Genomic DNA, 26,337 nt, shown 5'->3' with positions numbered 1-26,337 from the left:
TAACCCGCCAGGGTGAGACAGCGACACGCCACCCATTGGGGCACGTGCAGCCTCCGACCCCTACATGTAGTCTCTGGGAACCGGCACCGCCCAGCGACGGGGAGACCGCTCGGGAGCGGTTGTCGGACAGCTTTGTGAACGTGCAGCGCACGGCCTTGTGAGGCCTTGCGGTGCTTCAACGCGCCCATTGGAGACACGCATGTCAGTGGAAACCGGTCAGCGGCCACCTTCGTCTTCGGACACCACGCCCGCGACCGTGCGAGTCATCCGGCGGGACGGCAGCGTGTCCCCCTTCGACGCGAACAAGATCTCGGTCGCCGTGACCAAGGCCTTCCTCGCCGTCGAAGGAGGTGACGCGGCCGCCTCGTCGCGGATCCACCACCTGGTCAACGAACTGACCGGGCAGATCGAAGCCACCCTGCTCCGCCACGCCGGCCCCGAGACCGCGCTGCACATCGAGCAGATCCAGGACATCGTCGAACTCGCGCTGATGCGCGGCGAGCACCACAAGGTCGCCCGCGCGTACGTCCTTTACCGCGATGAGCGCGCGAAGGCCCGCGAGTCCGAGAAGCCCGCGTCGTCCGACGTCGCGATCAGCGTCAAGGCCGCCGACGGCTCGATCCGCCCGCTCGACTGGGCCCGCGTCTCGCACGTGGTCGGAGAGGCCGTCGCCGGACTCGACGACGTCTCCGCGGAGCCGGTGCTGGCCGAGGCCAAGCGCAACCTCTACGACGGCATCAGCGCCGACGAACTCGCCCTCGCCCAGATCATGGCCGCGCGCGTGCTCGTCGAGCAGGAGCCGAACTACTCCTACGTCAGCGCCCGGCTGCTCGCGGACAAGCTCCGCGGCGAAGCGCTCACCTACCTCGCGGGCACGCCGCAGCTGGCCAGCCAGGACGAGATGACCGCCCGGTACCCGCAGTACTTCCGGGACTACCTCAAGCGCGCCATCGAGCTGGAGCTGGTCAACCCCGAGCTCCAGACGTTCGACCTGGACAAGATCACCGCGGCCATCCACGCCGAGCGTGACCTCGACTTCGGCTTCCTCGGCCTGCAGACGCTGTACGACCGGTACTTCCAGCACCACGACGGCGTCCGGTTCGAGCTGCCCCAGGCGTTCTTCATGCGCGTCGCCATGGGTCTCGCGATCCGCGAGGACGACCGTGAAGCCCGCGCGATCGAGTTCTACGAGCTGCTGTCGTCGTTCCACTTCATGGCGTCCACCCCGACGCTGTTCAACTCGGGCACCACCCGCCCGCAGCTGTCGTCCTGCTTCCTGACCACGGTCGACGACGACCTGGACTCGATCTTCCAGGCGTACAAGAACAACGCGCTGCTGGCGAAGTACTCGGGCGGTCTCGGCAACGACTGGACCCCGGTCCGCGGCCTCGGCGCGCACATCAAGGGCACCAACGGCCAGTCGCAGGGTGTCGTGCCGTTCCTCAAGATCGCCAACGACACCGCGGTCGCGGTGAACCAGGGCGGTAAGCGCAAGGGCGCGGCCTGCGCGTACCTCGAGACCTGGCACGTCGACATCGAGGAATTCCTCGACCTGCGCAAGAACACCGGTGACGACCGTCGTCGTACGCACGACATGAACACCGCGAACTGGGTGCCGGACGAGTTCCTCCGCCGCGTCGAGGCCGACGCGCAGTGGACGCTGTTCTCGCCGAACGAGACCCCGGACCTGCACGACCTCTACGGCACCGCGTTCGCCGAGCGCTACCGCGAGTACGAGGCCGCCGCCGAACGCGGTGAGCTGAAGGTGTTCCGCAAGATCCGCGCGGTCGACCTGTGGCGCCGCATGCTGACCATGCTGTTCGAAACCGGTCACCCGTGGATCACCTTCAAGGACCCGTGCAACCTGCGCTCGCCGCAGCAGCACGTGGGTGTCGTGCACTCGTCGAACCTGTGCACCGAGATCACGCTGAACACCACCACCGACGAGGTCGCGGTCTGCAACCTCGGCTCGGTGAACCTGCTCAAGCACGTCACCCCCGACGGCCTGGACACCCAGCGCCTCGAGAAGACCGTGCGCACCGCGGTCCGCATGCTCGACAACGTGATCGACATCAACTTCTACACGATCCCGGAGGCGCGTCGTTCCAACCTGCGCCACCGCCCGATCGGGCTGGGCCTGATGGGCTTCCAGGACGCGCTGTTCGAGATCGGCGTGCCGCTGTCCTCGGACGAGGCCGTGCAGTTCGCGGACACCAGCATGGAGCACATCAGCTACTACGCGATCTCGGCGTCGACCGACCTCGCCGAGGAGCGCGGCCAGTACCAGACGTTCGAGGGTTCCTTGTGGAGCAAGGGAATCCTGCCGATCGACTCGCTGCAACTGCTGATCGACGCGCGACAGGGCGACGCGCTCGACGTCGACACCTCGTCCACTTTGGACTGGGCGCCGCTGCGCGAGCGGGTCAAGACCGTCGGCATGCGCAACTCCAACGTGATGGCGATCGCGCCGACCGCGACGATCTCCAACATCTGCGGGGTCGGGCAGTCGATCGAGCCGCTGTTCCAGAACCTGTTCGTCAAGTCGAACATGTCCGGTGACTTCACCGTGGTGAACCCGCACCTGGTCCGCTCGCTCAAGGAGCGCGGGCTGTGGGACGAGGTCATGGTGTCGGACCTGAAGTACTTCGACGGCAGCCTCGGCCAGATCGACCGCGTGCCGGACGACCTGAAGGCGCTGTACGCCACCGCTTTCGAGATCGAGTCGCGGTGGCTGGTGGACGCGGGTTCGCGTCGGCAGAAGTGGATCGACCAGGCGCAGTCGCTGAACCTGTACATCGCGGCGCCCAGCGGCCGCAAGCTCGACGAGCTGTACCGCTACGCCTGGCACAAGGGCCTCAAGACCACGTACTACCTGCGGGCGCGGTCCGCGACGCACGTGGAGAAGAGCACCCTGCGCGGCACCGACGGCAAGCTGAACGCGGTCTCGGCCACCCCGGCCCCGGCCACACCTTCGGCGCCCAAGCCCGCCGCCCCGGCTCCCGCTCCCGCCCCGTCGGCTTCCGCCGCGGTCCCGGCCGTTCCGGTGACCGCCCCGGCCGCCAAGCCGGAGCCGAAGGAGATCCCGCAGGTTTCGGACGTCGACTTCGTCGCCACCGACGGCGCCGCCTGCCGCATCGACGACCCCGACTGCGAAGCCTGCCAGTGACCCACTCACGACCCCAACTCGCAAAGTGAGCCTCTCTTTATGACCACCTTTGACGCCTCCGCCGACGCCACCGGCCTCGGCGAGATCGAAGTCGGCGCCGCCCGGATCAACGTCGACGACAAGCGGATGATCAACGCCCGCGCCGACGTCAACCAGCTGCTGCCGATGAAGTACACCTGGGCGTGGGAGAAGTACCTCGCCGGCTGCAACAACCACTGGATGCCGACCGAGGTCGCCATGCAGGCCGACATCGCGCTGTGGAAGTCGGCCGACGGCCTCACCGAGGACGAGCGCACCATGCTCAAGCGCAACCTCGGCTTCTTCGCCACCGCGGAATCGCTGGTGGCCAACAACATCGTGCTCGCGGTGTACCGGCAGATCACCAACCCCGAATGCCGCCAGTACCTGCTGCGCCAGGCGTTCGAGGAGGCCGTGCACACGCACACCTTCCAGTACATCTGCGAGAGTCTCGGCCTGGTCGAGGGCGAGCTGTTCAACATGTACCGCGAGGTCCCCTCCATCTCGGAGAAGGACGCGTGGGCGCTGAAGTACACGCAGAACCTGGAGAACCCGGACTTCGAGACCGGCACCCCCGAGGCCGACCAGAACTTCCTGCGTGACCTGGTCGCGTTCTACGTGATCTTCGAGGGCATGTGGTTCTACACCGGCTTCGCGCAGATCCTCTCGCTCGGCCGCCGGAACAAGATGATCGGCATCGCCGAGCAGTACCAGTACATCCTGCGCGACGAGTCGATCCACCTGAACTTCGGCATCGACTGCATCAACCAGATCAAGATCGAGAACCCGCACCTGTGGACCGAGGAGTTCCAGGCCGAGATCCGCGGCATGCTGACCGAGGCCTGCGAACTCGAGGTCGCCTACGCCCGCGACACCATGCCGCGCGGCATGCTCGGGCTCTCGGCCGAACTGATCGAGCAGTACATGCACTTCATCACCGACCGGCGGGCGCAGCAGATCGGCCTCGCGCCGATCTTCGGCGAGACGGAGAACCCGTTCCCGTGGATGTCGGAGGCGATGGACCTCAAGAAGGAGAAGAACTTCTTCGAGACCCGCGTCATCGAGTACCAGTCCGGCGGTGCCCTCGACTGGGACTGATCCCCCGTCCGTAGTACATGAAGGCTCCCTTCCTTGCTCCATCCATGCCCCCGCCACCGCCCTCAACGGACGCGCTGGCGCGCGCAGCCTGGATCCAGGTACAGGAAGGGGGCCTTCATGTACTTGTGGGCCTGAGTACGCTTCGAGGTGCTACTGGTTCGCCCGGCCTCCCAGGCCGGTCGAGGTAACAGGGAACCCGGTGTGAATCCGGGACTGCCCCGCAGCGGTATGTGGGAACGAAAGCCGTCACCGTGCGAGACACGGTAAAGCACTGGGTATGGCACCCGGGAAGCGACGGCCGGTAGGAGCGAGCGAGTCGCCCACGAGTCCGAAGACCTGCCCGTGGTACGCGCGCCGACGGCGTGCGTGAGTCCGGGCCTCGTGGGATGGGCGCGACCGAAGGTCGGTCACTCCTGCGCGCTCCGGGCTCTGCCAACAAGCTCGCGAGGAGAGAGCTAGTGACCGAAATCGGCACCACTGTGCTGGGCTACCCCCGGATCGGACCGGACCGGGAACTCAAGCGTTCACTCGAACGCTACTGGGCTGGCAAGATCGACGAAGCCGCGCTGCTGGAGACCGGCCGCGCGCTGCGCACCCAGACCTGGCGGGAACTCAAGGACGCCGGACTGGACTCCGTCCCCTCCAACACGTTCTCCCACTACGACCAGGTGCTCGACACCACGGAGCTGTTCGGAGCGCTGCCGGAACGCTTCACGAGGCTCGGCCTTTCGCCGCTCGACACCTACTTCGCCGCCGCCCGCGGGGTGCAGGACGCCCCGGCGATGGAGATGACCAAGTGGTTCGACACCAACTACCACTACATCGTCCCCGAACTCGGCCCTGACACGACGTTCTCGCTCACCGGCACCAAGCCGCTCGACGAGTACCGCGAGGCCCGCGCGATCGACGTCGAGACCCGGCCGGTGCTGGTGGGTCCGGTGACGTTCCTGCTGCTCGCCAAGGCCTCAGAAAGCGCACCGGAGGGCTTCCGCCCGCTGGACCTGCTCGACAACCTCCTCGACAGCTACGTCGAACTGCTGCGGCGCCTGCACGACGAAGGCATCGAGTGGGTCCAGTTCGACGAGCCCGCCTTCGCCGCCGACCGCACCGAGCAGGAACTCAACGCGCTCATCCGCGCGTACCACCGGCTCGCGAAGGAGACCGCGCGGCCGAAGATCCTGGTCGCCGGGTACTTCGGCGGCCTCGGCCGCGGGCTGGGTGTGCTCGCCCGCTCCCCGATCGACGCCCTCGCCGTCGACCTCGTCACCGATGAGTCCTTTGTGGACGCTGTCGCGGCCGAGCCCGCCTTGCGCGACAAGGAGGTCCTGGCCGGAGTGGTCGACGGGCGCAACGTCTGGCGCACCGACCCGACCCGCGCGCTCAGCCGGGCGGCGACGCTGCTCGGCACCGCGAAGTCGGTCAGCGTCTCGACGTCGTGCTCGCTGCTGCACGTGCCCTACGACGTCGAGCGGGAGGCCGAACTCCACCCTCGTCTCAAGGGCTGGCTCGCGTTCGCCAAGCAGAAGGTCGATGAGGTCGTCCTGCTCGGCCGGGCGCTGAAGGAGGATGGCGTCGACCTTTCCGCCGCCCGTGCCGCGGCCGCGGACCGCGCGACGGCGGCCGACCTGGCCGACGCCCGCGTGCGTGCCCGGCTGGAGGCACTGCGCCCGGAGGACACCGTCCGCTCGCCCTACGCGCAGCGTGCGGCCGCCCAGCAGGCCGCGCTGGCCCTGCCGCCCTTGCCGAGCACCACGATCGGCTCGTTCCCGCAGACCACCGACGTCCGCAAGGCCCGCGCCGCGCACAAGGCGGGTTCGCTGGACGACGCCGGGTACGAAGCCGCGATGAAGACGGAGATCGAGCGCGTCATCCGGTTGCAGGAGGACCTCGGCCTGGACGTGCTGGTGCACGGCGAGCCCGAGCGCAACGACATGGTGCAGTACTTCGCCGAGCGGCTGGCCGGGTTCGCCGCCACCGACTTCGGCTGGGTGCAGTCCTACGGCTCGCGCTGTGTCCGGCCGCCGATCCTGTACGGCGACGTCTCGCGTCCGGAGCCGATGACCGTCGAGTGGGCGCGCTACGCGCAGGGCCTGACCGGCAAACCCGTCAAGGGGATGCTGACCGGGCCGGTGACGATCCTGGCGTGGTCGTTCGTCCGCGACGACCAGCCGCTGGGCGAGACCGCCCGTCAGGTGGCACTGGCCATCCGCGACGAGGTGCACGACCTGCAAGCGGCGGGCATCCGCGTCATCCAGGTCGACGAGCCGGCACTGCGGGAGCTTCTCCCTCTGCGCGCCTCGGCCCACGAGGCGTACTTCGCGTGGGCGGTCTCGTCGTTCCGGCTGGCGACGTCCGGCATCGACGACGCGACACAGATCCACACGCACATGTGCTACTCGGAGTTCGGTGAGGTGGTCAAGGCGATCGACGCGCTCGACGCCGACGTCACCAGCATCGAGGCCGCGCGGTCGAAGATGGAGGTCGTCACCGACCTCGGCGCGGCGGGCTTCGGCCGCGGCGTCGGGCCGGGTGTGTACGACATCCACTCGCCGCGCGTTCCCGGCGTCGACGAGGTCAGCGGGCTGCTGCGGACCGCCGTCGGCGCCGTGCCCGCCGAGCGGATCTGGGTCAACCCGGACTGCGGTCTGAAGACCCGCGGTTACGCCGAGGTCGAACCGGCCCTGCGGAACCTGGTCGCCGCCGCGAACACGGTCCGCTCCGAACTGGCCTTCACGGACCACCGCCGGGGTATTGTCAGAACGTCAATAAGGGTGCGATGGTGGACCGGTAGCCGATCTCAGCGGGGAGATGGTCGCCATGGCGAACACCGTCGAAAAGGTCACCGGGGCACTGCGCGAGCGGGTTCCGCCGCTCACCTCGATCCCGCTGCCGCGTTCGGTCGACCAGCGCTGGCTCGGCGCGACCTGGCCGGTCCGCGAACTCGCGCCCGCCCCACCGGGCCTCAAACCCGTCCTCGGCGACGAAGGCCCGCCGGTCATCGGGCACGCGCTGGACTTCATGCGCTTCGGCATCGAGTTCGGCCTCAAACGCTACGAGACCTACGGCCCGGTCTCGTGGATGGGCGCGTTCGGCCGCCGCATCGTCGCCCTCTCCGGCCCCGAGGCCACCCAGATCGCGTTGGTGAACAAGGACAAGGCCTTCTCCCAGGAGGGCTGGAAGTTCTTCATCGAGCAGTTCTTCGACCGCGGCCTGATGCTGCTCGATTTCGGCGAGCACCACCTGCACCGCCGGATCATGCAGGCGGCGTTCACCCGGCAGCGGCTCACCGGCTACGTCGACCAGATGGGACCGGCGCTGCGCGAAGGCGTCGCGGCATGGGCGGACAAGCCGAACCCGCGGATCTACTGGTCCCTCAAGCAACTCACGCTCGACGTCGCGACGCGCGTGTTCATGGGCATGCGGTCCGGCGACGACTCGGCCGCGATCAACCGCGCGTTCGTGAATTCCGTGCGCGCGGGCACGGCCATCGTGCGGTTCCCCGTCCCCGGCGGCCGCTGGGCGGCGGGTTTGCACGGCCGCAAGGTCCTCGAACGCTACTTCTCGGCGAATCTGCCCGCGAAGCGGCGAAGCGACGGCGACGACCTCTTCACCGCCTTGTGCCACGCCACCACCGAAGACGGTGACCGCTTCACCGACTCCGACGTCGTCAACCACATGATCTTCCTGATGATGGCCGCGCACGACACGTCGACCATCACCAGCGCCGCCGCCGTCTACCACCTCGCCAAGAACCCTGAGTGGCAGGAACGCGCGCGTCAGGAGTCCCTCGCGCTCGGCGACGACGTGCCGGACATCGAAGCGCTGGAGACCCTGACGACGCTGGACCTGGTGATCAAGGAATCCCTGCGGCTGGTGGCCCCGGTGCCGTCGCTGGCGAGGAAAACCGTGAAGGACACCGAGGTTCTCGGGCATTTCATTCCTGAAGGGACACTGGTCGGGGTCTCGCCAACCGTCAACCATTTCGCGCCGGAGCACTGGACCGACCCGATGCGTTTCGACCCGGACCGTTTCGGCGAGGAGCGCCGCGAGGACAAGTCACACCGCTACGCGTGGATGCCCTTCGGCGGTGGCGCGCACAAGTGCATCGGCCTGCATTTCGGGATGTTCGAAGTGAAGGCACTGCTGCACGAGATGCTGCGGGCGTATCGGTGGTCGGTCCCGGCGGACTACACCGCGCGCTGGGACTACGTCTCGCTGCCCGTCCCGGCGGACGGCCTGCCGATCCGGCTGACGGCACGCTGAATCCTGACCGGAGAGCAACCACGATCGAGTACTCTTGGTAACTTCCGGTCACCACTCGTGTAGCGCCGATCACCCTTTCAGCCGGTAGACACCCCGTATCGCGCGTGATGCCGTGGCACTACTCCCGGTCGGCTCATACCTAGTGTGGGCTCTTGGGCTCGGACACCCTGTCTGAGCTGGCCATCAACCGCGCATGAAGAGGTGAAGTGTGCCTGAGCCTGGTTCCGCGCCAGGGTTGGTGGACGTCGCTCGGAGATGGGCCGCGACGCTCGCTGACACTAAAGGAGTATCGCTTCCCCAAGAGCAACTCGAACAGCTCTTGCTCGGCGTCGCCAAGGACGCCGTGCGGACCGAGCCCGACCACAAACCGGCGCTGCTGCGCTTCTCCAAGCTCTATTCCGCCTCTCCCGTCGGTATCGCGCTCGCGGACTCCGGCGGCAGGATCGTCGAGGCGAACACCGCGCTCGGCAAACTCCTCGGCTGCCGCCCCTCGACGCTGCGCGGGCGGACCATTCCCGAACTCGGCTCCGCCGACCACGACGTCGCCCGGCTGCGGAACGGGCTCTCCCAGCTCATGACGCTGGGTCAGCCGACGCAGCAGGAACGCCTGCTGCTGAACCACAGCGAGGAAGGCGCGCTCTGGGTCGACGTGACCCTGACCGACCTTCCCGGTGACCGGCCCGGCTCGGCCTACCCGGTACTGATGGTCGCCGACGCCAACGAGATCCACCTGCTGCAGGAACAACTGCTGCACCAGAACGTGCACGACCCGCTGACCGGCCTGCCGAACGCCACCGCGTTCGGCAACGCCCTCGAAGCGGCGCTGGCCGGCTCCGACAGCGAGCAGGTCGCTCTCGTCTACCTCGACGTCGACGGCTTCAAGGTGATCAACGACGGTCTCGGCGCCGGCGTCGGTGACCAGGTGCTGCGCGGGGTCGCCACCAAGCTCAAATCCGTGTTCGCCGGCAGCTACAACGGGTCCGTCGCCAGGCTGTCCGGCGACGGGTTCGCCGTTCTGCTGCGCGGTGAGTTCACGTCGCCGCAGGTGATCGCGCTGGTCGAGCAGGCGCTGGAGGAGCTGGTCGAGCCGATCTATCTCGGCGGGCACGGCATCGGGGTCAGCGCGAGCGCGGGCATCGTCGTCCGCCCGGTCACCGACGGCGGGCCGGAAGACCTGCTCCGGGCCGCGGAGATCGCCCTGCACCGCGCCAAGGAGGCAGGCAAGGCGCAGTGGATGCTGTTCGACCCGGAACTCGACGCGCGCGACCGCGGCCGTTACCAGCTCGGCGCGGTCATCGCGGGCGCGCTGGAGAACGGCGAGTTCTCGCTGATCTACCAGCCGACGGTGAAGCTCGCGAACCCGGACCAGCTGGCCGCGGTCAACGCGGGGCTGCGCTGGAACCACCCGGAGCGGGGCGAACTCGATTCCGACGAGTTCTATCCGCTGGCGCAGACCACCGGGATGACCATCCCGCTCGGCCGGTGGCTGCTGGCGGAATCACTCGCCGCCACCGCGCGCTGGCGGAACCGGTTCGGCGAGGCCGCCCCGGACGTCTGTGTACGGCTGCCGAACCGGCTGGCCATCGACCCCGATCTGGTGCTGCTGATCAAAGAACAGCTCGACCGGCACAATCTTCCCGCACAGGCACTGCGGCTGTGCACCGACCGCGAGTCCGTGCTCGGCCCGCGTGGCTGTGAGGTACTGGACTCCTTCGCCGTGCTCGCCGATCTGGGCGCCCAGATGGTGCTGACCATCTCCGGTTCGGCCGATCTGGAGCTGATCCCCCAGCATCGGCTGCCGGTCCGTCACGTCATCCTGTCCGGCGCGGTGGTCGACGCGCTGGCCGACGGTGAGAACGAGGCCGACGTCCGCCACCTGTGCCAGCTGGTCGCCAGGGCCAAGGAACTGAAGCTGCGCATCGGCGCGGAAGGCGTCCGCAGTCACGAACAGGCCGAGCGGCTGCGACGGCACGGCGTGCTCGCGGCGCGCGGCTCGTTCGTCGCCGATTCCGCGACCGGGGACGAGGTCGACGAGCTCATCGAACGGCACGCCCACTGACGTGACAGGATCCGTCCATGGACCAAGGTGACATCGCCCCGGACTTCACCCTGCCCGACGACAAGGGCGACGAGCGCACGCTGTCGGACTTCCTCTCGTCCGGCCCGGTCGTGCTGTTCTTCTACCCCGCCGCGATGACCACTGGCTGCACGGCGGAAAGCTGCCACTTCCGCGATCTCGCCGCGGAATTCGCCGAAGTCGGCGCGCACCGCGTCGGGATCAGCCCGGACGCCGTCGCCAAACAGCAGGAGTTCTCGGCCAAACACGGCTTCGACTACCCGCTCCTGTCCGATGTGGACGGTGTGGTGGCCCGGCAGTTCGGCGTATGGCGCAAATTCAGCCCGCTGCACGCCAAACGGCATACGTTCGTCATCGACACCGACCGCAAGGTGCTCGAAGTGATCAAGAGCGAACTGAAGTTCACCGTGCACGCCGACAAGGCACTCGCGGCCTTGCGCGAGCGCGAGACTAAGGACGCTTGAGCCGCCAGATCCGACTGACACCCGCGCAGGCGGGGGCGAGCGGCGGTTCGGCGGCCTCTTCGCCGATCATCGTGAACCCCAGCCGCGCGGGCACGGCGCCGCTCGCGACGTTCTTCTCGTCGTGCCGGATCTCGACCTCCGGCGCGCCGAGTCGGAAGGCCTCGGCGGTCAGCAGCCGCGCCGCCCTGGTCACGAAACCGCGCCCGGTGTGGTGGCGGCTGAGCCAGTAACCGATCTCGATCCAGCCCGGACGCGTCATCATGCCCGCGCCGCCGACGACCTCACCGTCGGCGAAGATCGCGAAGTCGTAGTCCTTGCCTTCGGCCCAGTTGCGGGCAGCGTTCTCGAGGAACTCCTTGGCCTCGGGCTCGCCATAGCCGCCGGTGGCCCAGCTCAGCCAGACACCGAGGTGCGCGGCGGAGTCTCCCGCGACAGCCGCCAGCGTGTCGAGCTGTTCCGGCTTCCAGCGGCGCAGGACGATGACGTCGTCGGCGAGGGTTTCGGCGGGCGCTTCCATCGGTCCATGGTGACTCACCGGCACTCCTGGCGCCTCCGGTTTTCGCCGCCCCTGGATCAGGTCAGGATCGCGCTGTCCGGGATCTCCGTGTCGTTCTTCAGCGCGTCGAACAGCAGCTTCGACTTCGTCTTGTCCCAGTTCTCCGCGGACCCGTTCGTCACCGGGACCGTCGTGGTGACGACGCCGCCCGACGAGATCCCGCGCATCGCCAGCGCCAGCCCCACCAGGTTGTGCACGTGGTCACCCGAATCCATCGTCAGCGCGTCGGGCGCGGTCGACAGCAGCGGGAACAGGGAGAACGGGTTCAGCAGCGTGCCGGGGCTGCCGATCTCGCTGACCAGCGCGCCGATGAACTTCCGCTGGTTGGCGACGCGGTCGAGGTCCGACCGCGGGGTGGCCGCGCTGTGCCGCATGCGGACGAACCCGAGCGCCTGCGGGCCCTGGAGGTCCTGGCAGCCCGGCTCGATCTTGATCCCGGTGAGGGTGTCCTCCATCGGCTTTTCGACGCACATGTGGACGCCGCCGATCGCGTCGACGATCTTGGCGAACCCGCCGAAGCCGATCTCGGCGTAGTGGTCGATCCGCAGGCCGGTGGCGCCTTCGACGGTCTGCGCGAGCAGCGCCGGGCCGCCGATCGAGAACGCGGCGTTGATCTTGTTCGTACCGTGGCCGGGGATCTTCACCTGGGAGTCGCGCGGCAGGCTCAGCAGGGTCGGCTTGGTGCTGTTGTCCGGGACGTGCGCGATCATGATGGTGTCGGTCCGCCTGCCACCGCCGGCGGCCTTGCTGTCGCCGGTGACCAGTTTCTCCTGCTCCGCGGGGGTCAGCCCGTCCCGGCTGTCGGAGCCCACGATCAGCCAGTTGGTGCCCTCGGCCGCGGCGGGGTGGTCGGAATAGCCCAGCGCGTCGACGCGGTTGATCGAGAACTCCAGGTACACCCACACGCCGGCGAGGAACACCACGAACACGGTCAGCAAGGTGAGCAGCACCTTGCCGAAGCCCCAGCGCTTACGTCGCCGCGGCGGGCGTGCACCGTCGGCGGGGCGGCCATGAGGGGGCTGCGGAGGGCCTGGACGGCGCGGTGGCGGGCCCGCGGGGCGTTCGTCGCCCCGCGGGCCCATCGGCCGCGTCCGCTCGTCGTACGGGCTGGTACCCCGGCCAGGCAGCGGCATCATCTGCGCCGGCTGGTGCTGTCTGGGGCGGCCGGACGGCGGCCGTTGTGGCGGCATCCGTCGCCCTCGGTCGTCGCCTCCATACGTCATGCCGAATCACCCGTCCCGATATCGCGTGTGGGCCCAGTCAACCGCAGACCCTAGGTGAAGGACGTGCGGCACCCCGCATCGGTTGGGTGGCGTTCACTGCCCGTTATCGGCGAATCCGAACTGGTGGACCTTGAGATATCCCGACCGGAACCCGGCCTCGGAGTAGGCGAGGTAGAACTCCCACATCCGTTTGAAGACGTCGTCGAAGCCCAGTTCGGTGATTTCGTCCCACCGCTGGGTGAACCTCTCCCGCCACAACCGCAACGTGCGGGCGTAGTCCTGGCCGAACTCGCGCACCCCTTGCAGTTTCAGCCGGGTGTGCTCCAGCATGCCCTGCTCGACCGAGGTGGTCGACGGGATGAGGCCGCCGGGGAAGATGTACTTGTGCACCCAGGTGTACGACCGGGCCGCGGCGAGCATGCGTTCGTGGTCCATGGTGATGGCCTGGAGCCCGAACCGGCCGCCCGGCTTCAGCCGCTTCCCGATGGTCTCGAAGAACGTCGGCCAGTACGACTCGCCGACGGCCTCGATCATCTCGACGCTCACCACGGCGTCGTACTCGCCGGTGGAATCGCGGTAGTCGCACAGCTTCACGTCGACGCGGTCGGCGTGGCCCGCCGCCGCGATGCGCTCGGTCGCCAGTGCCGCCTGCTCCTCGGAAATGGTCAGTGACGTCACCCTCGCCCCGCGCGCGGCCGCGCGGATCGAGAGTTCTCCCCAGCCCGTGCCGATCTCGAGCACCGTGCTGCCCTCGCGGACCCCGGCGTAGTCGAGGACGCTGTCGATCTTGCGGTGCTGGGCGGTGGTGAGGTCGTCGTCCGGGCCGAACAACGCCGACGAATACATCATCGACGGGTCGAGGAACGTGCCGAACAGGTCGTTGGACAGGTCGTAGTGGCGGTGGATGTTCGCCCGCGACCCCTCGATGGTGTTCTCCTCCTCCGCCGGGTGGCCGCGGTCGACGAACCGGCGGAACCGTTGCAGCAGCGGCGGAATGAGCGTCGCCATCCGCTCCGCGAACGGGGTCAGCACCTCGGCGAGCGCGTCACTGGTCCAGTCGCCGACCATGTAGGCCTCGCCGAAGCCGATCTTCGCGTCCACGCCGAGGCGATTGAAGAAGGCCGCGGGACGGTTGACGCGCATCTCGGGCGCGTCCGGGCCACCGGAGCCGAGCCGGGAACCGTCGGGCATCCGCACGCGGACGTTCAGCGGGCGCACCGCCTGCCGGAACAACTGCTCGGCGATCCGTGCGCGGAACGGCGAATGCGGCGGGGTGGCCAGGCCAGGCCACCGCGATTCGTCGGGTGCGGGCAGGCCGGACGGGCCTGCCGTCCGGTCGATGCTCGATGTGGACATAAAGGTGCTCCCTCCCGCCCGGTCTAGACCGGGATCCGCAGCCGTTCGGAGCTCGGCCGATCCCAGGCCGCGCTCAGCGTTTCGTCGTTTCCCCCGGCTTCGATCAGCTCGAGTGTGAAAGCCCGCACGAGACGGTTCCAGACGCGCGACCTCCGTAGCATCGCGTGCCCCTCACCACCGATTTCAAATCGCGCGGACCGCGATGTCACCTTTTCGGCGCGTTCCGCGAAGGCGTGCGAGGCCACCGGATCGGTCATCCGGTCCTTGGTCCCGTGCGCGATGAGCACTGCACGGCCTTCGACGGCGCCGATGGGTTCACCCGGTGGTGTCCACGGCGCCAGTCCGCATACCCCGATGACGGCGGGGTCGTCCGCGACGCGCAGCGCGACCCGTCCCCCCATCGAATGGCCGACGAGGATCACCGGTACGCCCGGATGGTCTTCATGGATGCGTTCCAGAGCCCAGCGCGCGTCGGCGAGAGCGTCGGTACCGTCGTCGTTCCAGCCGTAGATCCGGTTGCGCAGGAGCCGCACCTCGACCCCGTGCTCCCGGCTCGCCCGGTGGACGTCCTTCGCCAGCGGAACCATCCGCTGATACGCCAGCCTCCACGACGGCACGGCGGCATGACTGTGCTCCGCGCCGCCGTGCAGCACCAGCACCACGGCGGTCACCCGGCCGCGTGCTCGCCAAATCCGCACCGCGGGATCAGCCTCGCTCACCCTGGGCCCTCCAGTCTCCCGAAACCCGGCCGCAGCGAACGGGTCAACCTCGATCATGACTCGATGTATTCCACTTCTGCCATTGGTCCACGCGATACATTCGTCGCTGATCTCCAGACGGAAGGGCGGATGTGGTGAGCACCACCGAACGTTATGCAGACGTCGCCGAACGGCTCGCGGAGGCCGAACGGGGCAACGCGGAGCAGATCCGGAAATCGGCCGAGCTGATCCTGGGGGTCATCCGGGCCGACGCCCTGGTGTTCACCGCCGGAGCCGGGCACTCGCTGGCCGCGGTCGCCGAGACCTTCTACCGCGCGGGCGGACTCGCCTGCGTGTACCCGGTGTACCACCCCGACCTGCTGCCGCTGCACGGCGCGCAGCACAGCACCAAGACCGAGCGCCGTTCCGGGCTGGCCGAAGAGGTGCTGGCCGAGCGCGCGCCGGGACCGGACGACCTGCTGGTGGTGTTCTCGACCTCGGGCGTCAACCCGTACCCGGTCGAACTGGCAGCCGGAGCGCGGGCGCGCGGGGCCTCGGTCATCGCGGTGAGCTCGGCGGCGTCCGTGGCGGCGGCGCCGAAACGCTCGGCGACGACGTTGATCGAAGAAGCCAGCATCGTGCTGGACTCCCACGTCCGCCCCGGCGACTCGAGCTACCCGCCGGACGCGCCGCGGACCGCGCCACTGTCCACAGTGATCAACGCGTTCCTGTGGAACCTCGTACTCGCCGAGGTCGTGGACCTCGGTGCGGCGCAGGGTGTCGACATCCCGCTCTGGCGCAGTTCCAACGTGGACGGTGGCGACGAGGCCAACGCCGCACTGCTGGCCAAGTACGGCGCGCGGGTTCCCGCCCTCCGGTAGTCGCGGTCCGCGCGGACGAACCTCTTGACTCGTCCGCGCGGCCCTTCTACGGTTTCATACCGACTGGTCGGTTTCCAGGAAGGTCGCGCTCATGGCACTTCCCGAGATCCACGGTGAATGCGCGGCGGGGTTCGAGCCCGTGCGAGCCGCCTTCGAAGAGAACTTCGCCCTGCGCGACGAGCTCGGCGCCGCCTTCTCGGTGACCCGGCACGGCGAGACGGTGGTCGACCTGTGGGCGGGCTGGGCGGATCCAGGCCGGACAAGGCCGTGGCGGGCGGACACCCTCACCAACGTCTGGTCGACCACCAAGGGCATGACCGCGCTCTGCGCGCACCACCTCGCCGACCGCGGCCTGCTCGACCTGGACGCGCCGGTCGCCGAGTACTGGCCGGAGTTCGCGGCGGCGGGCAAACAGGACATCCCGGTGCGCTGGCTGCTCTCGCACCGCTCCGGGGTGACCGGGATCGGCCTCGAGCGGCAGGTGGCGGTCAAGGAACTCTACGACTGGGACCACATCACCGGCCTGCTCGCCGCGCAGGCGCCGCTCTTCGAACCGGGAACGGCCAGCGGCTACCACGCGCTGTCGTTCGGCTTCCTCGTCGGCGAGGTGATCCGCCGGGTGAGCGGGCGGGACGTCCGCGCGTACTTCGCCGAACATGTCGCCGGCCCGCTGGGCGCGGACTTCCAGATCGGGCTCGGCTCCCCCGCGGACCTGGCCCGCTGCTCCACCCTCGTCGAACCGGTGCTCACCGCCGAGATGGCGGGCGCGCTGGCGACGGCGTTCGCGAACGCCGGACCGGCCGCGCTCGCCGCGCTGGCGAACCCGCGCGTCCAAGGCCGCGACGCGAACGTCGCCGACTGGCGGCGCGCGATCCTGCCCGCCCTGAACGGGCACGGAACCGCCAGGGCCATCGCGACGATCTACGGCGCGCTCGCCTCCGGACAGCTGCTTTCGGACACCGCGCTCGCGACAGCCCGAGCTGGACAGGGCCGGGAGGTCGACCTGGTCGGCGGGCTGGGCAACGAATGGGCGCTGGGTTTCTACCTCGGCAGCGAAGAACGCGGCTTCGGACCGAACCCGCGCGCGTTCGGGCACGACGGGCTCGGCGGCTCGTCCGGCGGCGTGGATCCGGAGAGCGGGATCGCCTTCGGCTACACGATGAACCGGATGGGCCCGCTGCTGCGGGACGATCCGCGGAAGATGGCTCTGGTGGGGGCGACCTTCGCGTCGCCCGCCGCGTGAGATGAACGGGGCTTTCATCTCAAAATTTGCAATGAAAGCCCCGTTCATCTCACCGGGGTCACGCGGCAGCAGGCTCCTCCGAGAACTGCGTCAGGTACAGAGCCGCGTAGCGCCCGTCGCGCGCGAGAAGCTCTTCGTGCGTCCCTCGCTCGACGATCTCCCCGTGTTCGACGACCAGGATCTGGTCCGCCGCCCGCACCGTCGACAGCCGGTGCGCGATGACCAGTGCGGTCCGCCCCTCCAGCGCGTCGGTGAGCGCCTCGCCGACGGCCGCTTCCGACTGCGAGTCCAGATGTGCCGTCGCCTCGTCGAGGACGACGACCCTCGGCTGCGCCAGCAGGAGCCGGGCGATGGTCAGCCGCTGCCGTTCGCCGCCGGAGAGCCGGTAACCCCGCTCCCCCACCACGGTCTCCAGTCCGTCCGGCAGCTCCCGGATCAAGTCGGCCAGCCGGGCGCGATCCAGCGCCGAGTAGATCTCGGCATCGGTGACACCGGGCCGCGCGTATTCGAGGTTCGCCCGGATCGTCTCGTGGAAGAGGTGCCCGTCCTGCGTCACCACACCGACGGTTTCCCGCAGTGAGGCGAAACTCAGCTCACGAACGTCCACATCGGACAGACGGACGGAGCCGGCGTCGACGTCGTAGAGGCGCGGCAGCAGGGAGGCGATCGTCGACTTGCCCGCACCGGAAGAACCGACCAGCGCCACCATCTGCCCGGGTTCGGCACGGAAGCTGATGCCGTGCAGCACCTCTTCACCGCCCCGATGGTCCAAAGTGGACACGTCCTCCAGTGACGCCAGCGAGTACCGGTCCGCCGCGGGGTAACCGAACCGGACGTCGGAGAACTCCACCGCGACCGGGCCTTCCGGCAGTGCACGCGGGGCCGGCTTCTCTTCGATCATCGGCTTGAGATCGAGCACCTCGAAGACCCGCTCGAACGACACCAGCGCGGTCATCACGTCCACCCGGACGTTCGCCAGCGCGGTCAGCGGCGAGTACAGCCTGGTCAGCAGCAACGCCAGCGCCACGACGGTGCCCGGCGCGAGCGCCCCGGTCAGCGCGAGGTAGCCGCCCAGCCCGTAGACCAAGGCCTGCGCGAGCGCGGAGACCGTGGTCAGGCTGGTCAGGAACCAGCGCGTCAGCATCGCCGTCCGCACCCCGATGTCACGCACTCGCCCGGCCCGCGCGCCGAAGTCGCCCGCTTCCCGCTCCGGGTCGCCGAAGAGCTTCACCAGCGTCGCGCCGGGCGCGGAGAACCGTTCGGTCATCTGCGTGGTCATCGACGCGTTGAGCTGCCCCGCCTCCCGTTGCAGCCCGGCCATTTTCCGGCCGAGCCGCCGTGTCGGCAGGATGAACACCGGCAGCAGCACCAGCGCCAGCAGGGTGACCTGCCAGGACAGCGTCATCATGACCACCAGCGACAGCACCAGCTGGATCACGTTGGTGACCAAACCGGACAGTGTCGCGGTGAACGTACGCTGCGCGCCGATGACGTCGTTGTTGAGCCTGCTCACCAGCGCGCCGGTGCGAGTGCGCGTGAAGAACGCGACCGGCATCCGCTGCACGTGCTGGTACACCGCGACCCGCAGGTCGAGGATGATCCCCTCACCGATCCTCGACGACTGCGCCCGTTCCGCCAGCCCGAGTCCGGCGTCGATCAGCGCCAGCGCGGCGATCACCACGGCCAGCCACACCACCAGCGAGACGTCGTGGCCGCCGACGATCGTGTCGACCACCTTCCCGGCCAGCACCGGCGTACTCACCGCCAGCACCGCCGAGACGACGGTGAGCGCCAGGAATATCAGCAACCTTCGCCAGTGCGGCCTGGCGAACCTCGCGACGCGGCGCAATGTCCCCTTGTGCAGTCCTTTCGGAACGTCGGCCGACTTCATCGCCGAGTTCATCAGCGTCCACGTGTTGTCCATGGAATCTCTCTCCTCGCCCCCACCAAACCTCGACATTGGTCGAGATTTTTCCCGGATATAACCAGCACCAACACCGAAGGACACCGGATGCTTCCCGGTTTCCGCGTCCTCTTTTCAGCGGCCACGGCCACGTCGGTAGCCTGAGCCGGTGACCAAGGACTCGCGACAGCTGACCATCGACCTGGTCTTCTACGCCGGCTGCCTGATCTTCGCGGGAATCAACACGGCCGTCGCGGAATTCTACGGATACCGCGTGTGGGCCAATTTCGCTGTCGCAGGTTACGGCCTCGCCGTGGTCCACACCAGCTGGCTGATGATCGCCGGCCGGCGCGGCAAGCCCCTGTCCGGCGCGCTCGGCTCGCGGTGGATCGGTATCGGCGCCATCGGCTTGTTCGCGATGATCCTTCCGTTGGGAATGCTCGTCATTCGCCGTCTGACCGGAGTGGACTGGCTCATCACGCCGAACTCGTGGGCCGCCCAGCCCGAGGTCTGGGTGATCGAGCGGTCGGCGAAACTCCTTCTGGAGAACGGAACCCCGTACGTCGACGTCACCGCGCTCGGTCGCGCGGCGGAAGTAAACGATTACACGCCATACGGTCCGGTGATGACCGTCTTCGGCCTGCCGCGCGCTCTCTTCGGCGGTGGGCCGGTCGCGAACGCCCTCACCGACGCGCGCTGGATGTTCGCGCTGGCCGCCGTCGCGTGCGTCCTGCTGACACTGCGGCTGCTGAAGTGGCCGAAAATCCCGGTGAGCGCCGCACAACTCGCGCTCGCGTGCCCGCTGACCGCGCTGACCTGGGCCGTCGCCGGCCCGGATCTGGCCATCGTCGGCCTGCTGGTGCTTTCCGTCGCGTTGGCCACGACCGGCCGCGCGATCCTGTCGGGTCTGGTGCTGGCGCTGGTGATCAGCGCGAAACTCATCGTCGCTCCCGCGGCGGTGGTGCTGGGTGTCCTCCTGCTCACCCGGCGTGGTCCTCGCGCACTGGGCGGATACGCCGCGGCACTCGTGGTGACGACCGTGGTCCTGCACGTACCGGTGTATCTCGTGGACCCGAAGGCGTTCATCGAGCACGTCTTCCGGTTCCCGCTGGGAATGGGCGTGATCAAGTCACCGGCGGCGAGCCCGTTGCCGGGGCGCCTCATCGCCTCGCTCGGCCCCGTCGGCACGGCGGTTTCCTTCGCCCTGCTGGGGATCGCGGCCGTCGCGATCCTGGTCTGGCTGGTACGCCGTCCTCCCGTGACCGGTTCGGACGCACTCCTGCGCATCGCCGCCGGACTCGGCGCGCTGATCCTGCTCACTCCGGCGACCAGGTACGGCTACCTGGTGTATCCGCTGGTCCTGCTCGGCGCCAGGCTGGCCTTCGCCTCCAGCGAATCCCGCGAAACAGCGGTCCCTGGAAAGGGAACTGCGCCCCCCGCGCAGCAGTCCGCTACTTCTTCGTGACTACTTCTTCTTGACCCTGGTGGCACCGCCACGCCCACGCAGCTGGACGCCGGACTCCGAGAGAACCCGGTGCACGAACCCGTACGAGCGACCCGTGGACTCCGCGAGGGCGCGGATGCTCGAGCCCTTCTCGTATTTCTTCTTCAGGTCAGCGGCCAGCTTGTCACGCGTGTTGCCGGTGATCCGCGCGCCTTTCTTGAGATCAGCCACGTCGATCGCCTTCCCGCCGAGAGTGTTCTGGGCCACATTGCGGCCCCTGTCGCCGCAATGATCGAACACTGAGCGCCGGAATGCCAGACGACGAGCGCAAAACTGCTGAAACCGCGATCACATTGGGCCATTTCAGTGGCCGGATGGCATCGATCAAGCACCCGAACGGACGCAGGGGTCACGCAAGCTGGACAAGTTCCAGATAATCGGCGGACCAATGGTCCTCGGTTCCGTCCGGCAGCAGGATCACGCGTTCCGGCTCCAGCGCCTCGACCGCGCCCGGGTCGTGTGTCACCAGGACGACGGCCCCGGCGAAGCTGCGCAAAGCGTCCAGGACCTGGGCGCGGCTGGCCGGGTCCAGGTTGTTCGTCGGCTCGTCGAGCAGCAAAACGTTGGCAGCGCTGGACACCAGACCGGCCAGGGCGAGCCTGGTCTTCTCGCCACCGGAGAGCGTGCCCGCGGTCTGATCGAGCTGCTCACCGGTGAAGAGGAACGACCCGAGCAGGTTCCGCAACTCCTGTGCGCCCGTGTCCGGTGCGAGATGCCGGATATTTTCCCACACGGAAGCATCATGGTCGAGCGTTTCATGTTCCTGTGCGTAATAGCCCAAACGCAATCCGTGACCCGGAATGGTCTTGCCGGTATCCGGAGTTTCCATTCCGCCGAGCAGCCGGAGCAAAGTCGTCTTTCCGGCACCGTTCAATCCGAGTACGACGACCTTCGAACCGCGATCGATCGCGAGATCGACCCCGGTGAAGATCTCGAGCGAACCGTAGGACTTCGAGAGCCCCTCCGCGGTGAGCGGGGTCCGGCCGCACGGGGCGGGCTCGGGGAACTTGATCCGGGCGACCTTGTCGGCCTGACGGGTGTCGTCGAGCGCGGAGAGCATCTGCTCGGCACGGCGGGCCATGTTCTTGGCGGCCACCGCCTTCGTCGCCTTCGCACCGAGTTTCGCGGCCTGCTGCTGCAGCGTGGCCGCCTTCTTCTCGGCGTTCGCACGCTCGCGGCGGCGGCGCTTCTCGTCGGTGGCCCGCGCGTCGAGGTAGCGCTGCCAGCCCATGTTGTACAGGTCCAGCTCGCTGCGGGTCGCGTCGAGGAACCACACCTTGTTGACCACGTCGCCGAGCAGTTCGACGTCGTGGCTGATCACCACGAGACCACCGTCATGCTGCTTGAGGAACCCGCGCAGCCAGTTGATGGAGTCGGCGTCAAGGTGGTTGGTGGGCTCGTCGAGCAGCAGGATCGTCTCGGATTTGCCGCCGGCACCGGCCTCGGCCGCGGCGAACAGGATCCTGGCCAGCTCCACGCGGCGGCGCTGACCACCCGAGAGCGTCTGCAACGTCTGCGCGAGCACCCGGTCGGCGAGACCGAGGTTGGAGCAGATCCGCGCGGCCTCGCTTTCGGCGGCGTAACCACCGAGGGAGGCGAACCGCTCTTCGAGACGGCTGTAGCGGTTGATCGCCTTGTCGCGCTCCTTGTCGTCCACCAGCTCCGACATCGCGGTCTGCGCCTTTTCCATGTTGCGCATCAACGAGTCGAGGCCGCGGGCGGAGAGCACGCGGTCTTTCGCGGTGACGGACAGGTCGCCCTCACGCGGATCCTGCGGCAGGTAACCGAGCTCGCTGCTGCGGCGGACCTCGCCGGCGTGCGGCTCGCCCTCCCCGGCCAGCACCTTGAGCGAGGTGGTCTTGCCGGCGCCGTTGCGGCCGACCAGGCCGATGCGGTCGCCCTGCTGGATGCGGACGTTGGTTTCGTCGAGCAGAATGCGCGAGCCGGCGCGCAGCTGCAGGCCAGAGGCCGTGATCACGGGAACTCCCGGTAAAAGGGGTGGATGAGTGGACAGCTTCGACTCGCCTGCCGACGGGCAGGCGAGGAGCTCACTCCAAGAGAATGTCCACGCGATCAGTGTACGGGCCGCTGTCGAACGATTTTATCCGACCGTGCCCGACGTCACGGCCCGGACAGGGTGATTTCGACCGTGACCGCGCGTTCGGCGGCGTCGTCGAGCACCGTGCGGCGTGGTTCGGCGATGTCGAGGACGCGGGGTTCCGCCCGATCGAACAACGGTGCCAGCCGCCGGTCCTCGCGCAGTGTTTCCAGTGCCCGGCGGTCACCTCCGAGCACGACAGCGTCCACTTCGGACAGTTGCGGCACGAGCACATCGAACGCGTCCTCGGCGGCGGAACGAAGCGCGACGCGCGCCTGCCCCTCCCTGCGCCGCGCGAACCGCTGCTGCGACCAGCCGCCCGCCGCGGACCGGCCCTGCACGAGATGCCGGTCGGTCCTGGACTGGACGATCACTCCCCCGCGCGCGATCCCGACACTGTGCCCGCCTCGGCGCACCAGCAGGAGCGCGATCCTCCGCGAGATCAGCGCGTGCTCGATGAGCGGCTCGACGGCCAGCCCCTCCACGGTCCCTTCCGCATCCAGCGGTCCGAAAGGGACGGTCGCGACGGCGACGACTCCGTTGTCCGCGGTGACTGTGACGGCGTCGGGGCTCAGTTGGGTCTCGCGGACGCCTTCGTTGCGGACGGCGAAGCGGGCGTACCAGCCTTCGAGGCGGCCCGGGGCGACTTCGACCGCCCTGCCGCCTCCGGCTACCTGCCTCTCCTTCGCCATAGGTCCAACCTACGGTGCCGTTTCGCGGCGACACCAGTCACGCGACCGTGTCGCGAAAGCCACTTTCGAGACATGAGGCGTCGCGAAAGTGGCTTTCGCGACACCCTCGCGCGGGCAAGGCCCCGCATGCGCGTGAAGGCCCCCTTCCCTCGGATCAGCCGAGGGAAGGGGGCCTTCACGCGCTTCCGAAAGGGCTAGACCGGCTTCACCGGACCGCGCCCGACCGACTTCCCGACGCTCGCGGGCCGCTCAGCCACCCCGGGCTGAACGAAACCGTTGATGTGCAAGGAAATCGAGCGGATCGAGCCGGTGTCGCCACCGGCGACGTCGACCGCGGTGAACTTCCAGGTGCCGTCGGCCGCCGTACCGGAGGTCAGGCCGCCGAGCGCCTGCACCGGCTTGTAGGTACCGGTGAACGGGGCGCTCGCCGCGGGCGCCGTGCTGAACAGAGCGGCCGCGGTGTCGGTGAAGACGACCTGGCACAGGTTGTTGCCCGAGCCGCCGCCGCGCTGGAACACGGTCGCCTTGGCGCCCGAAGGCGAGGTCAGCGTGCCGACCAGGTCACCGACGTACGAGTGGTTGATGCCCACCGTCGTCGACGTCTGGTCGGTGTTGCACGTGGCCCCGTCCACCGAGAACGTCAGCTTCGACGCGCGCCCGACACCGCTCACCGTGATCGGCACGGTCACGCCGGTGGGGTCGCTGTCCGGGATGGCCGCGACGTCACCGGTGTAGGCGAAGTTCTGCGTCACCGGCGACGGCGTGCCGACCGGCAGCGAGAACGTCGACGTGGTCGGCGAGAACGAGCCGGCGAACGTCACCCTGGCGTTCAGTACCACCGGAACACCCAGTTCCTGTGTGGCGGGAACGGTGATGGTGAAGTCGTTCACGCCGGTCTGACCGGGGCTGATCGTGCCGTACGACTTCGACCGCGGCGCCACCGTGACACCGGGGGTCGGGCTGGAGAGCACGACGCTGGTCGACGACGCGGTGCCGTCGCCCCGGTTGGTCACCGGCAGGGTCACCTTGGCGGTGTCGCCCGGGTCGAGCGCGGAACCGCCGTCGGCCGGGGTGACCGTCGGCTGGCCCGCGGTCGCGAGCGGCTGCGGGCTGGCACCGGTGTAGGCGAGCACCTTGTCGGCGAGGATGACTCCGGCGCCGCTGGAGTTGTCGCGGCCAGGGGTCAGGATGTCGACGGCGGTGTTGATCAGCGCCTCGCGCACGTCGGCCGGGGGCAGCCCCGGGTTACCCGAGAGCACCAGGCCCGCGATCGCGGCGGCGTGCGGCGCGGCGGCCGACGTGCCGTAGAACGTGGTGAAGCCGGTGACGCTGGTGGAGACGCCGTCGGCCGCGGTGATGTCCGGCTTGGCGCGGACCTCACCACCGGTCCCGGACACGTTGCCCGGGGTGATCGGGGTGCCGTCGGCCTGGTAGAACACCCGCCGCGGACCGTCCGAAGTGAACCGTTCGACCTTCGTGGTCGCACCGAACGCGCCGGGGAACGGGCCCACCGGGTTGGCCGGGTCGCCCGGTTCGAGGGCACGCGGGAACGCCTTGGCCGCCGGGGCCGCCGCGACGCTGAACGCGTCCCGCGCGGCCGAGTGGCCCACGGTCACGCCGGGACTGGTGTAGGCCTTGAGGCCGTCGGCCGAGTCGGAGAAACGGCCACGCAGCGCGGAAAGCGACAGGTAACGGCCCTCGCCGGAGAACTTGACGATGGCCAGCCGCAGCCCGGCGGCACCCGTGGTGTCCACCCGCTCGTAGGCGTCCTGGGTCCCGGTCTGGTTGTCCTGGCTGAAGTCCACGACGTTGCCCGCCGCGTTCAGCAGGTACAGGTCGTAGTCGTTGTTCGAACGGCCAAGCGGGTCCGACCAGAACAGCGTGACCGGCACGGCGCCGGACGCGTTCGAGATCGGCTCGAAGATCTGGTTGCCCGCGGCGCCGGCGAAGTTGTGCGCGGTGCCGGCGAACTTGCCGACGCTCTTGCCGGAGTCGACGAAGTCGCCTTCCCAGTGGCCCGAGGTTCCGTCGGCGACGTTGCCCTCGTTACCGGCCGAGGAGAAGTACAGCGCGCCGTTGGCGGTCACGTCGTTCACGGCCTGGGCGATGATCCAGTCCTGGAACGGCGATTCCTTGAAGTACAGGACATCGTCGACGATGACGTCGCAGTGCGCGTCGAACCGCAGCTTGCGGATGTTGTCGGCGAAACTGGCGTCGGAGTTGAACGCGCTGGCGAAACCGAGCGACGCGTTCGGCGCGAGATCGTGGATGATCTCGAGCATCGCGGTGCCTTCGTCGCCGTCGCCTTCCTGGCCGGGGATCACGTCGACGCCCGCCGGGAGTTCGCCGCGCGCCTGCGAGGTCGCGAGCGAGTCGATGCCGTCGGACAGCGCGCAGATCTTGGTGCCCACCCCGGTGACGCCGAACTGCTGGCGCGCGGTGTCGGCGTTGTGCGCGCGGTCGCCTTCGCTGTTGATCGGCCCGGCGGAGATGCCGACCTGCCCCTTGGCCTCGACGGCCTTCTTCAGCTCGGCCGTGATCCGGTCGGCCTTCTCCTGTTTGCTCTCCCGTTTGCCCGCGACGGCGGGTTCGGCGAGCTGCCGGGCGGTGAACGCCTCGTTGGCGGTTTCGACCTTCTTGACGTCGGCACGACCGGCGATCGCCTGGACCGCGTTCAGCGGCACCTCGGCGCGAACACTGCCGTATCGCTGCGAGACCGCGCGAATCCCCGCACCGGATTCACGAAGGCCCTTCAGGAGTTCTTCCGAGACCTGGCCCCGGATGTCCACGAGCACGGTGCCGGCCGCGGAGACATTCGCCCCAGACCCCAGTGCGGGAACCGCGGAGGCCGACATGCGCTGAGCGCGGAGTTTCTGTTCGACGAGCAATCGGCTGTCCACTTTGGACTCACCGGTGGTCTGGCTCTTCTTGATCGATTGCAAGGCCTCGATCTGCCGGACGGTGTTCTCCGAGAAGGCGTCCGGGGGTTGGCCGGTTTCCGCCGCCGCGACGGGCGGGCTGACCAGGCCGAGCGCGGTGACGAGCACCGCTGTGCCCGCGGTCAGGATCGTTCTTCTTCTCCTACTAGAACGGGTTG

17 protein-coding genes, 1 pseudogene and 1 riboswitch are annotated in these 26,337 nt (G+C 68.6%); of the genes and pseudogenes, 9 read left to right on the top strand and 9 right to left on the bottom strand.

The window, feature by feature from the left end; translation table 11 throughout:
* The first annotated feature begins 199 nt into the window (after positions 1–199).
* From ACLARN_RS17920 to ACLARN_RS17895, 6 genes and pseudogenes are all read left to right on the top strand, one after another.
* Complete coding sequence (locus ACLARN_RS17920) at positions 200–3,166, top strand: ribonucleoside-diphosphate reductase subunit alpha (protein ID WP_409492543.1); 2,967 nt, start codon at positions 200–202, stop codon at positions 3,164–3,166.
* Positions 3,167–3,205: 39 nt separating this feature from the next.
* The gene (locus ACLARN_RS17915; protein ID WP_076165670.1) at positions 3,206–4,282 is read left to right on the top strand and encodes a ribonucleotide-diphosphate reductase subunit beta; all 1,077 of its coding nucleotides are present in this window, start codon (positions 3,206–3,208) and stop codon (positions 4,280–4,282) included.
* A gap of 137 nt (positions 4,283–4,419) precedes the next feature.
* Positions 4,420–4,641: riboswitch (cobalamin riboswitch) on the top strand.
* A 99-nt stretch (positions 4,642–4,740) separates the two neighbouring features.
* Positions 4,741–7,008 (top strand): annotated as a pseudogene (gene metE, locus ACLARN_RS17910) (5-methyltetrahydropteroyltriglutamate--homocysteine S-methyltransferase); the annotation flags it as partial.
* Between the two features lie 91 nt (positions 7,009–7,099).
* A complete protein-coding gene (locus ACLARN_RS17905; protein WP_409492542.1) occupies positions 7,100–8,545 on the top strand; it encodes a cytochrome P450 in 1,446 nt (481 codons plus the stop codon).
* 208 nt (positions 8,546–8,753) lie between these two features.
* Positions 8,754–10,604, top strand: coding sequence for a putative bifunctional diguanylate cyclase/phosphodiesterase (locus ACLARN_RS17900; protein WP_409492541.1), 1,851 nt, complete (start codon positions 8,754–8,756; stop codon positions 10,602–10,604).
* A gap of 17 nt (positions 10,605–10,621) precedes the next feature.
* Positions 10,622–11,086, top strand: a complete 465-nt coding sequence (locus ACLARN_RS17895) for a peroxiredoxin (protein WP_409492540.1) — start codon at positions 10,622–10,624, stop codon at positions 11,084–11,086.
* Here the strand turns inward: ACLARN_RS17895 and ACLARN_RS17890 are convergent.
* From ACLARN_RS17890 to ACLARN_RS17875, 4 genes are all read right to left on the bottom strand, one after another.
* Entirely contained in the window at positions 11,073–11,603 is a 531-nt protein-coding gene (locus ACLARN_RS17890) for a GNAT family N-acetyltransferase (protein WP_409492539.1), read from the bottom strand. The two genes, ACLARN_RS17895 and ACLARN_RS17890, sit on opposite strands and share 14 nt — an antisense overlap.
* Before the next feature lie 56 nt (positions 11,604–11,659).
* On the bottom strand, positions 11,660–12,865 hold the full coding sequence (locus tag ACLARN_RS17885) for an LCP family protein (protein ID WP_409492538.1): 1,206 nt from the start codon (positions 12,863–12,865) through the stop codon (positions 11,660–11,662).
* Between the two features lie 93 nt (positions 12,866–12,958).
* The gene (locus ACLARN_RS17880; protein WP_409492537.1) at positions 12,959–14,221 is read right to left on the bottom strand and encodes a class I SAM-dependent methyltransferase; all 1,263 of its coding nucleotides are present in this window, start codon (positions 14,219–14,221) and stop codon (positions 12,959–12,961) included.
* 23 nt (positions 14,222–14,244) lie between these two features.
* Entirely contained in the window at positions 14,245–14,940 is a 696-nt protein-coding gene (locus ACLARN_RS17875; RefSeq protein ID WP_409492536.1) for an alpha/beta hydrolase, read from the bottom strand.
* A gap of 131 nt (positions 14,941–15,071) precedes the next feature.
* On the opposite strand from ACLARN_RS17875, the gene ACLARN_RS17870 reads away from it, so the two are divergent.
* Both ACLARN_RS17870 and ACLARN_RS17865 read left to right on the top strand, forming a co-directional pair.
* Positions 15,072–15,800 (top strand): sugar isomerase domain-containing protein, encoded by a 729-nt coding sequence (locus tag ACLARN_RS17870; RefSeq protein WP_409492535.1) that lies wholly within the window; start codon positions 15,072–15,074, stop codon positions 15,798–15,800.
* Between the two features lie 91 nt (positions 15,801–15,891).
* Positions 15,892–17,043, top strand: a complete 1,152-nt coding sequence (locus ACLARN_RS17865; RefSeq protein ID WP_409492534.1) for a serine hydrolase domain-containing protein — start codon at positions 15,892–15,894, stop codon at positions 17,041–17,043.
* Between the two features lie 58 nt (positions 17,044–17,101).
* On the opposite strand, the gene ACLARN_RS17860 is transcribed toward ACLARN_RS17865, so the two are convergent.
* On the bottom strand, positions 17,102–18,967 hold the full coding sequence (locus tag ACLARN_RS17860) for an ABC transporter ATP-binding protein (protein WP_409492533.1): 1,866 nt from the start codon (positions 18,965–18,967) through the stop codon (positions 17,102–17,104).
* Positions 18,968–19,115: 148 nt separating this feature from the next.
* Between ACLARN_RS17860 and ACLARN_RS17855 the strand changes: the two genes are divergently transcribed.
* On the top strand, positions 19,116–20,411 hold the full coding sequence (locus ACLARN_RS17855) for a glycosyltransferase family 87 protein (RefSeq protein WP_409492532.1): 1,296 nt from the start codon (positions 19,116–19,118) through the stop codon (positions 20,409–20,411).
* Here the strand turns inward: ACLARN_RS17855 and ACLARN_RS17850 are convergent, their stop codons facing one another.
* From ACLARN_RS17850 to ACLARN_RS17835, 4 genes are all read right to left on the bottom strand, one after another.
* Positions 20,412–20,621 carry a helix-turn-helix domain-containing protein gene (locus ACLARN_RS17850; protein WP_003071237.1) on the bottom strand — a complete coding sequence of 70 codons (210 nt, stop codon included), beginning with the start codon at positions 20,619–20,621 and terminating at the stop codon, positions 20,412–20,414. It lies immediately after the preceding gene.
* Between the two features lie 178 nt (positions 20,622–20,799).
* Positions 20,800–22,428 carry an ABC-F family ATP-binding cassette domain-containing protein gene (locus ACLARN_RS17845; protein WP_409492531.1) on the bottom strand — a complete coding sequence of 543 codons (1,629 nt, stop codon included), beginning with the start codon at positions 22,426–22,428 and terminating at the stop codon, positions 20,800–20,802.
* A 143-nt stretch (positions 22,429–22,571) separates the two neighbouring features.
* On the bottom strand, positions 22,572–23,240 hold the full coding sequence (locus ACLARN_RS17840) for an acVLRF1 family peptidyl-tRNA hydrolase (RefSeq protein ID WP_409492530.1): 669 nt from the start codon (positions 23,238–23,240) through the stop codon (positions 22,572–22,574).
* 194 nt (positions 23,241–23,434) lie between these two features.
* The gene (locus ACLARN_RS17835) at positions 23,435–26,308 is read right to left on the bottom strand and encodes a S8 family serine peptidase (RefSeq protein ID WP_409492619.1); all 2,874 of its coding nucleotides are present in this window, start codon (positions 26,306–26,308) and stop codon (positions 23,435–23,437) included.
* Between the last annotated feature and the right edge of the window lie 29 nt (positions 26,309–26,337).

The sequence above is a fragment of the Amycolatopsis sp. cmx-11-12 genome (assembly GCF_046269425.1).
In the GTDB taxonomy this organism is placed as follows: Bacteria; Actinomycetota; Actinomycetes; order Mycobacteriales; family Pseudonocardiaceae; genus Amycolatopsis.
This window is presented reverse-complemented; position numbering and strand designations above follow the sequence as displayed.

Bases quoted from the DNA above. Each gene is read 5' to 3' on its own strand.
- ACLARN_RS17920 (WP_409492543.1), top strand. From the start codon at position 200: ATGTCAGTGGAAACCGGTCAGCGGCCACCTTCGTCTTCGGACACCACG.
- ACLARN_RS17915 (WP_076165670.1), top strand. From the start codon at position 3,206: ATGACCACCTTTGACGCCTCCGCCGACGCCACCGGCCTCGGCGAGATC.
- ACLARN_RS17905 (WP_409492542.1), top strand. From the start codon at position 7,100: ATGGCGAACACCGTCGAAAAGGTCACCGGGGCACTGCGCGAGCGGGTT.
- ACLARN_RS17895 (WP_409492540.1), top strand. From the start codon at position 10,622: ATGGACCAAGGTGACATCGCCCCGGACTTCACCCTGCCCGACGACAAG.
- ACLARN_RS17890 (WP_409492539.1), bottom strand. From the start codon at position 11,603: ATGGAAGCGCCCGCCGAAACCCTCGCCGACGACGTCATCGTCCTGCGC.
- ACLARN_RS17885 (WP_409492538.1), bottom strand. From the start codon at position 12,865: ATGACGTATGGAGGCGACGACCGAGGGCGACGGATGCCGCCACAACGG.
- ACLARN_RS17880 (WP_409492537.1), bottom strand. From the start codon at position 14,221: ATGTCCACATCGAGCATCGACCGGACGGCAGGCCCGTCCGGCCTGCCC.
- ACLARN_RS17865 (WP_409492534.1), top strand. From the start codon at position 15,892: ATGGCACTTCCCGAGATCCACGGTGAATGCGCGGCGGGGTTCGAGCCC.
- ACLARN_RS17860 (WP_409492533.1), bottom strand. From the start codon at position 18,967: ATGGACAACACGTGGACGCTGATGAACTCGGCGATGAAGTCGGCCGAC.
- ACLARN_RS17840 (WP_409492530.1), bottom strand. From the start codon at position 23,240: ATGGCGAAGGAGAGGCAGGTAGCCGGAGGCGGCAGGGCGGTCGAAGTC.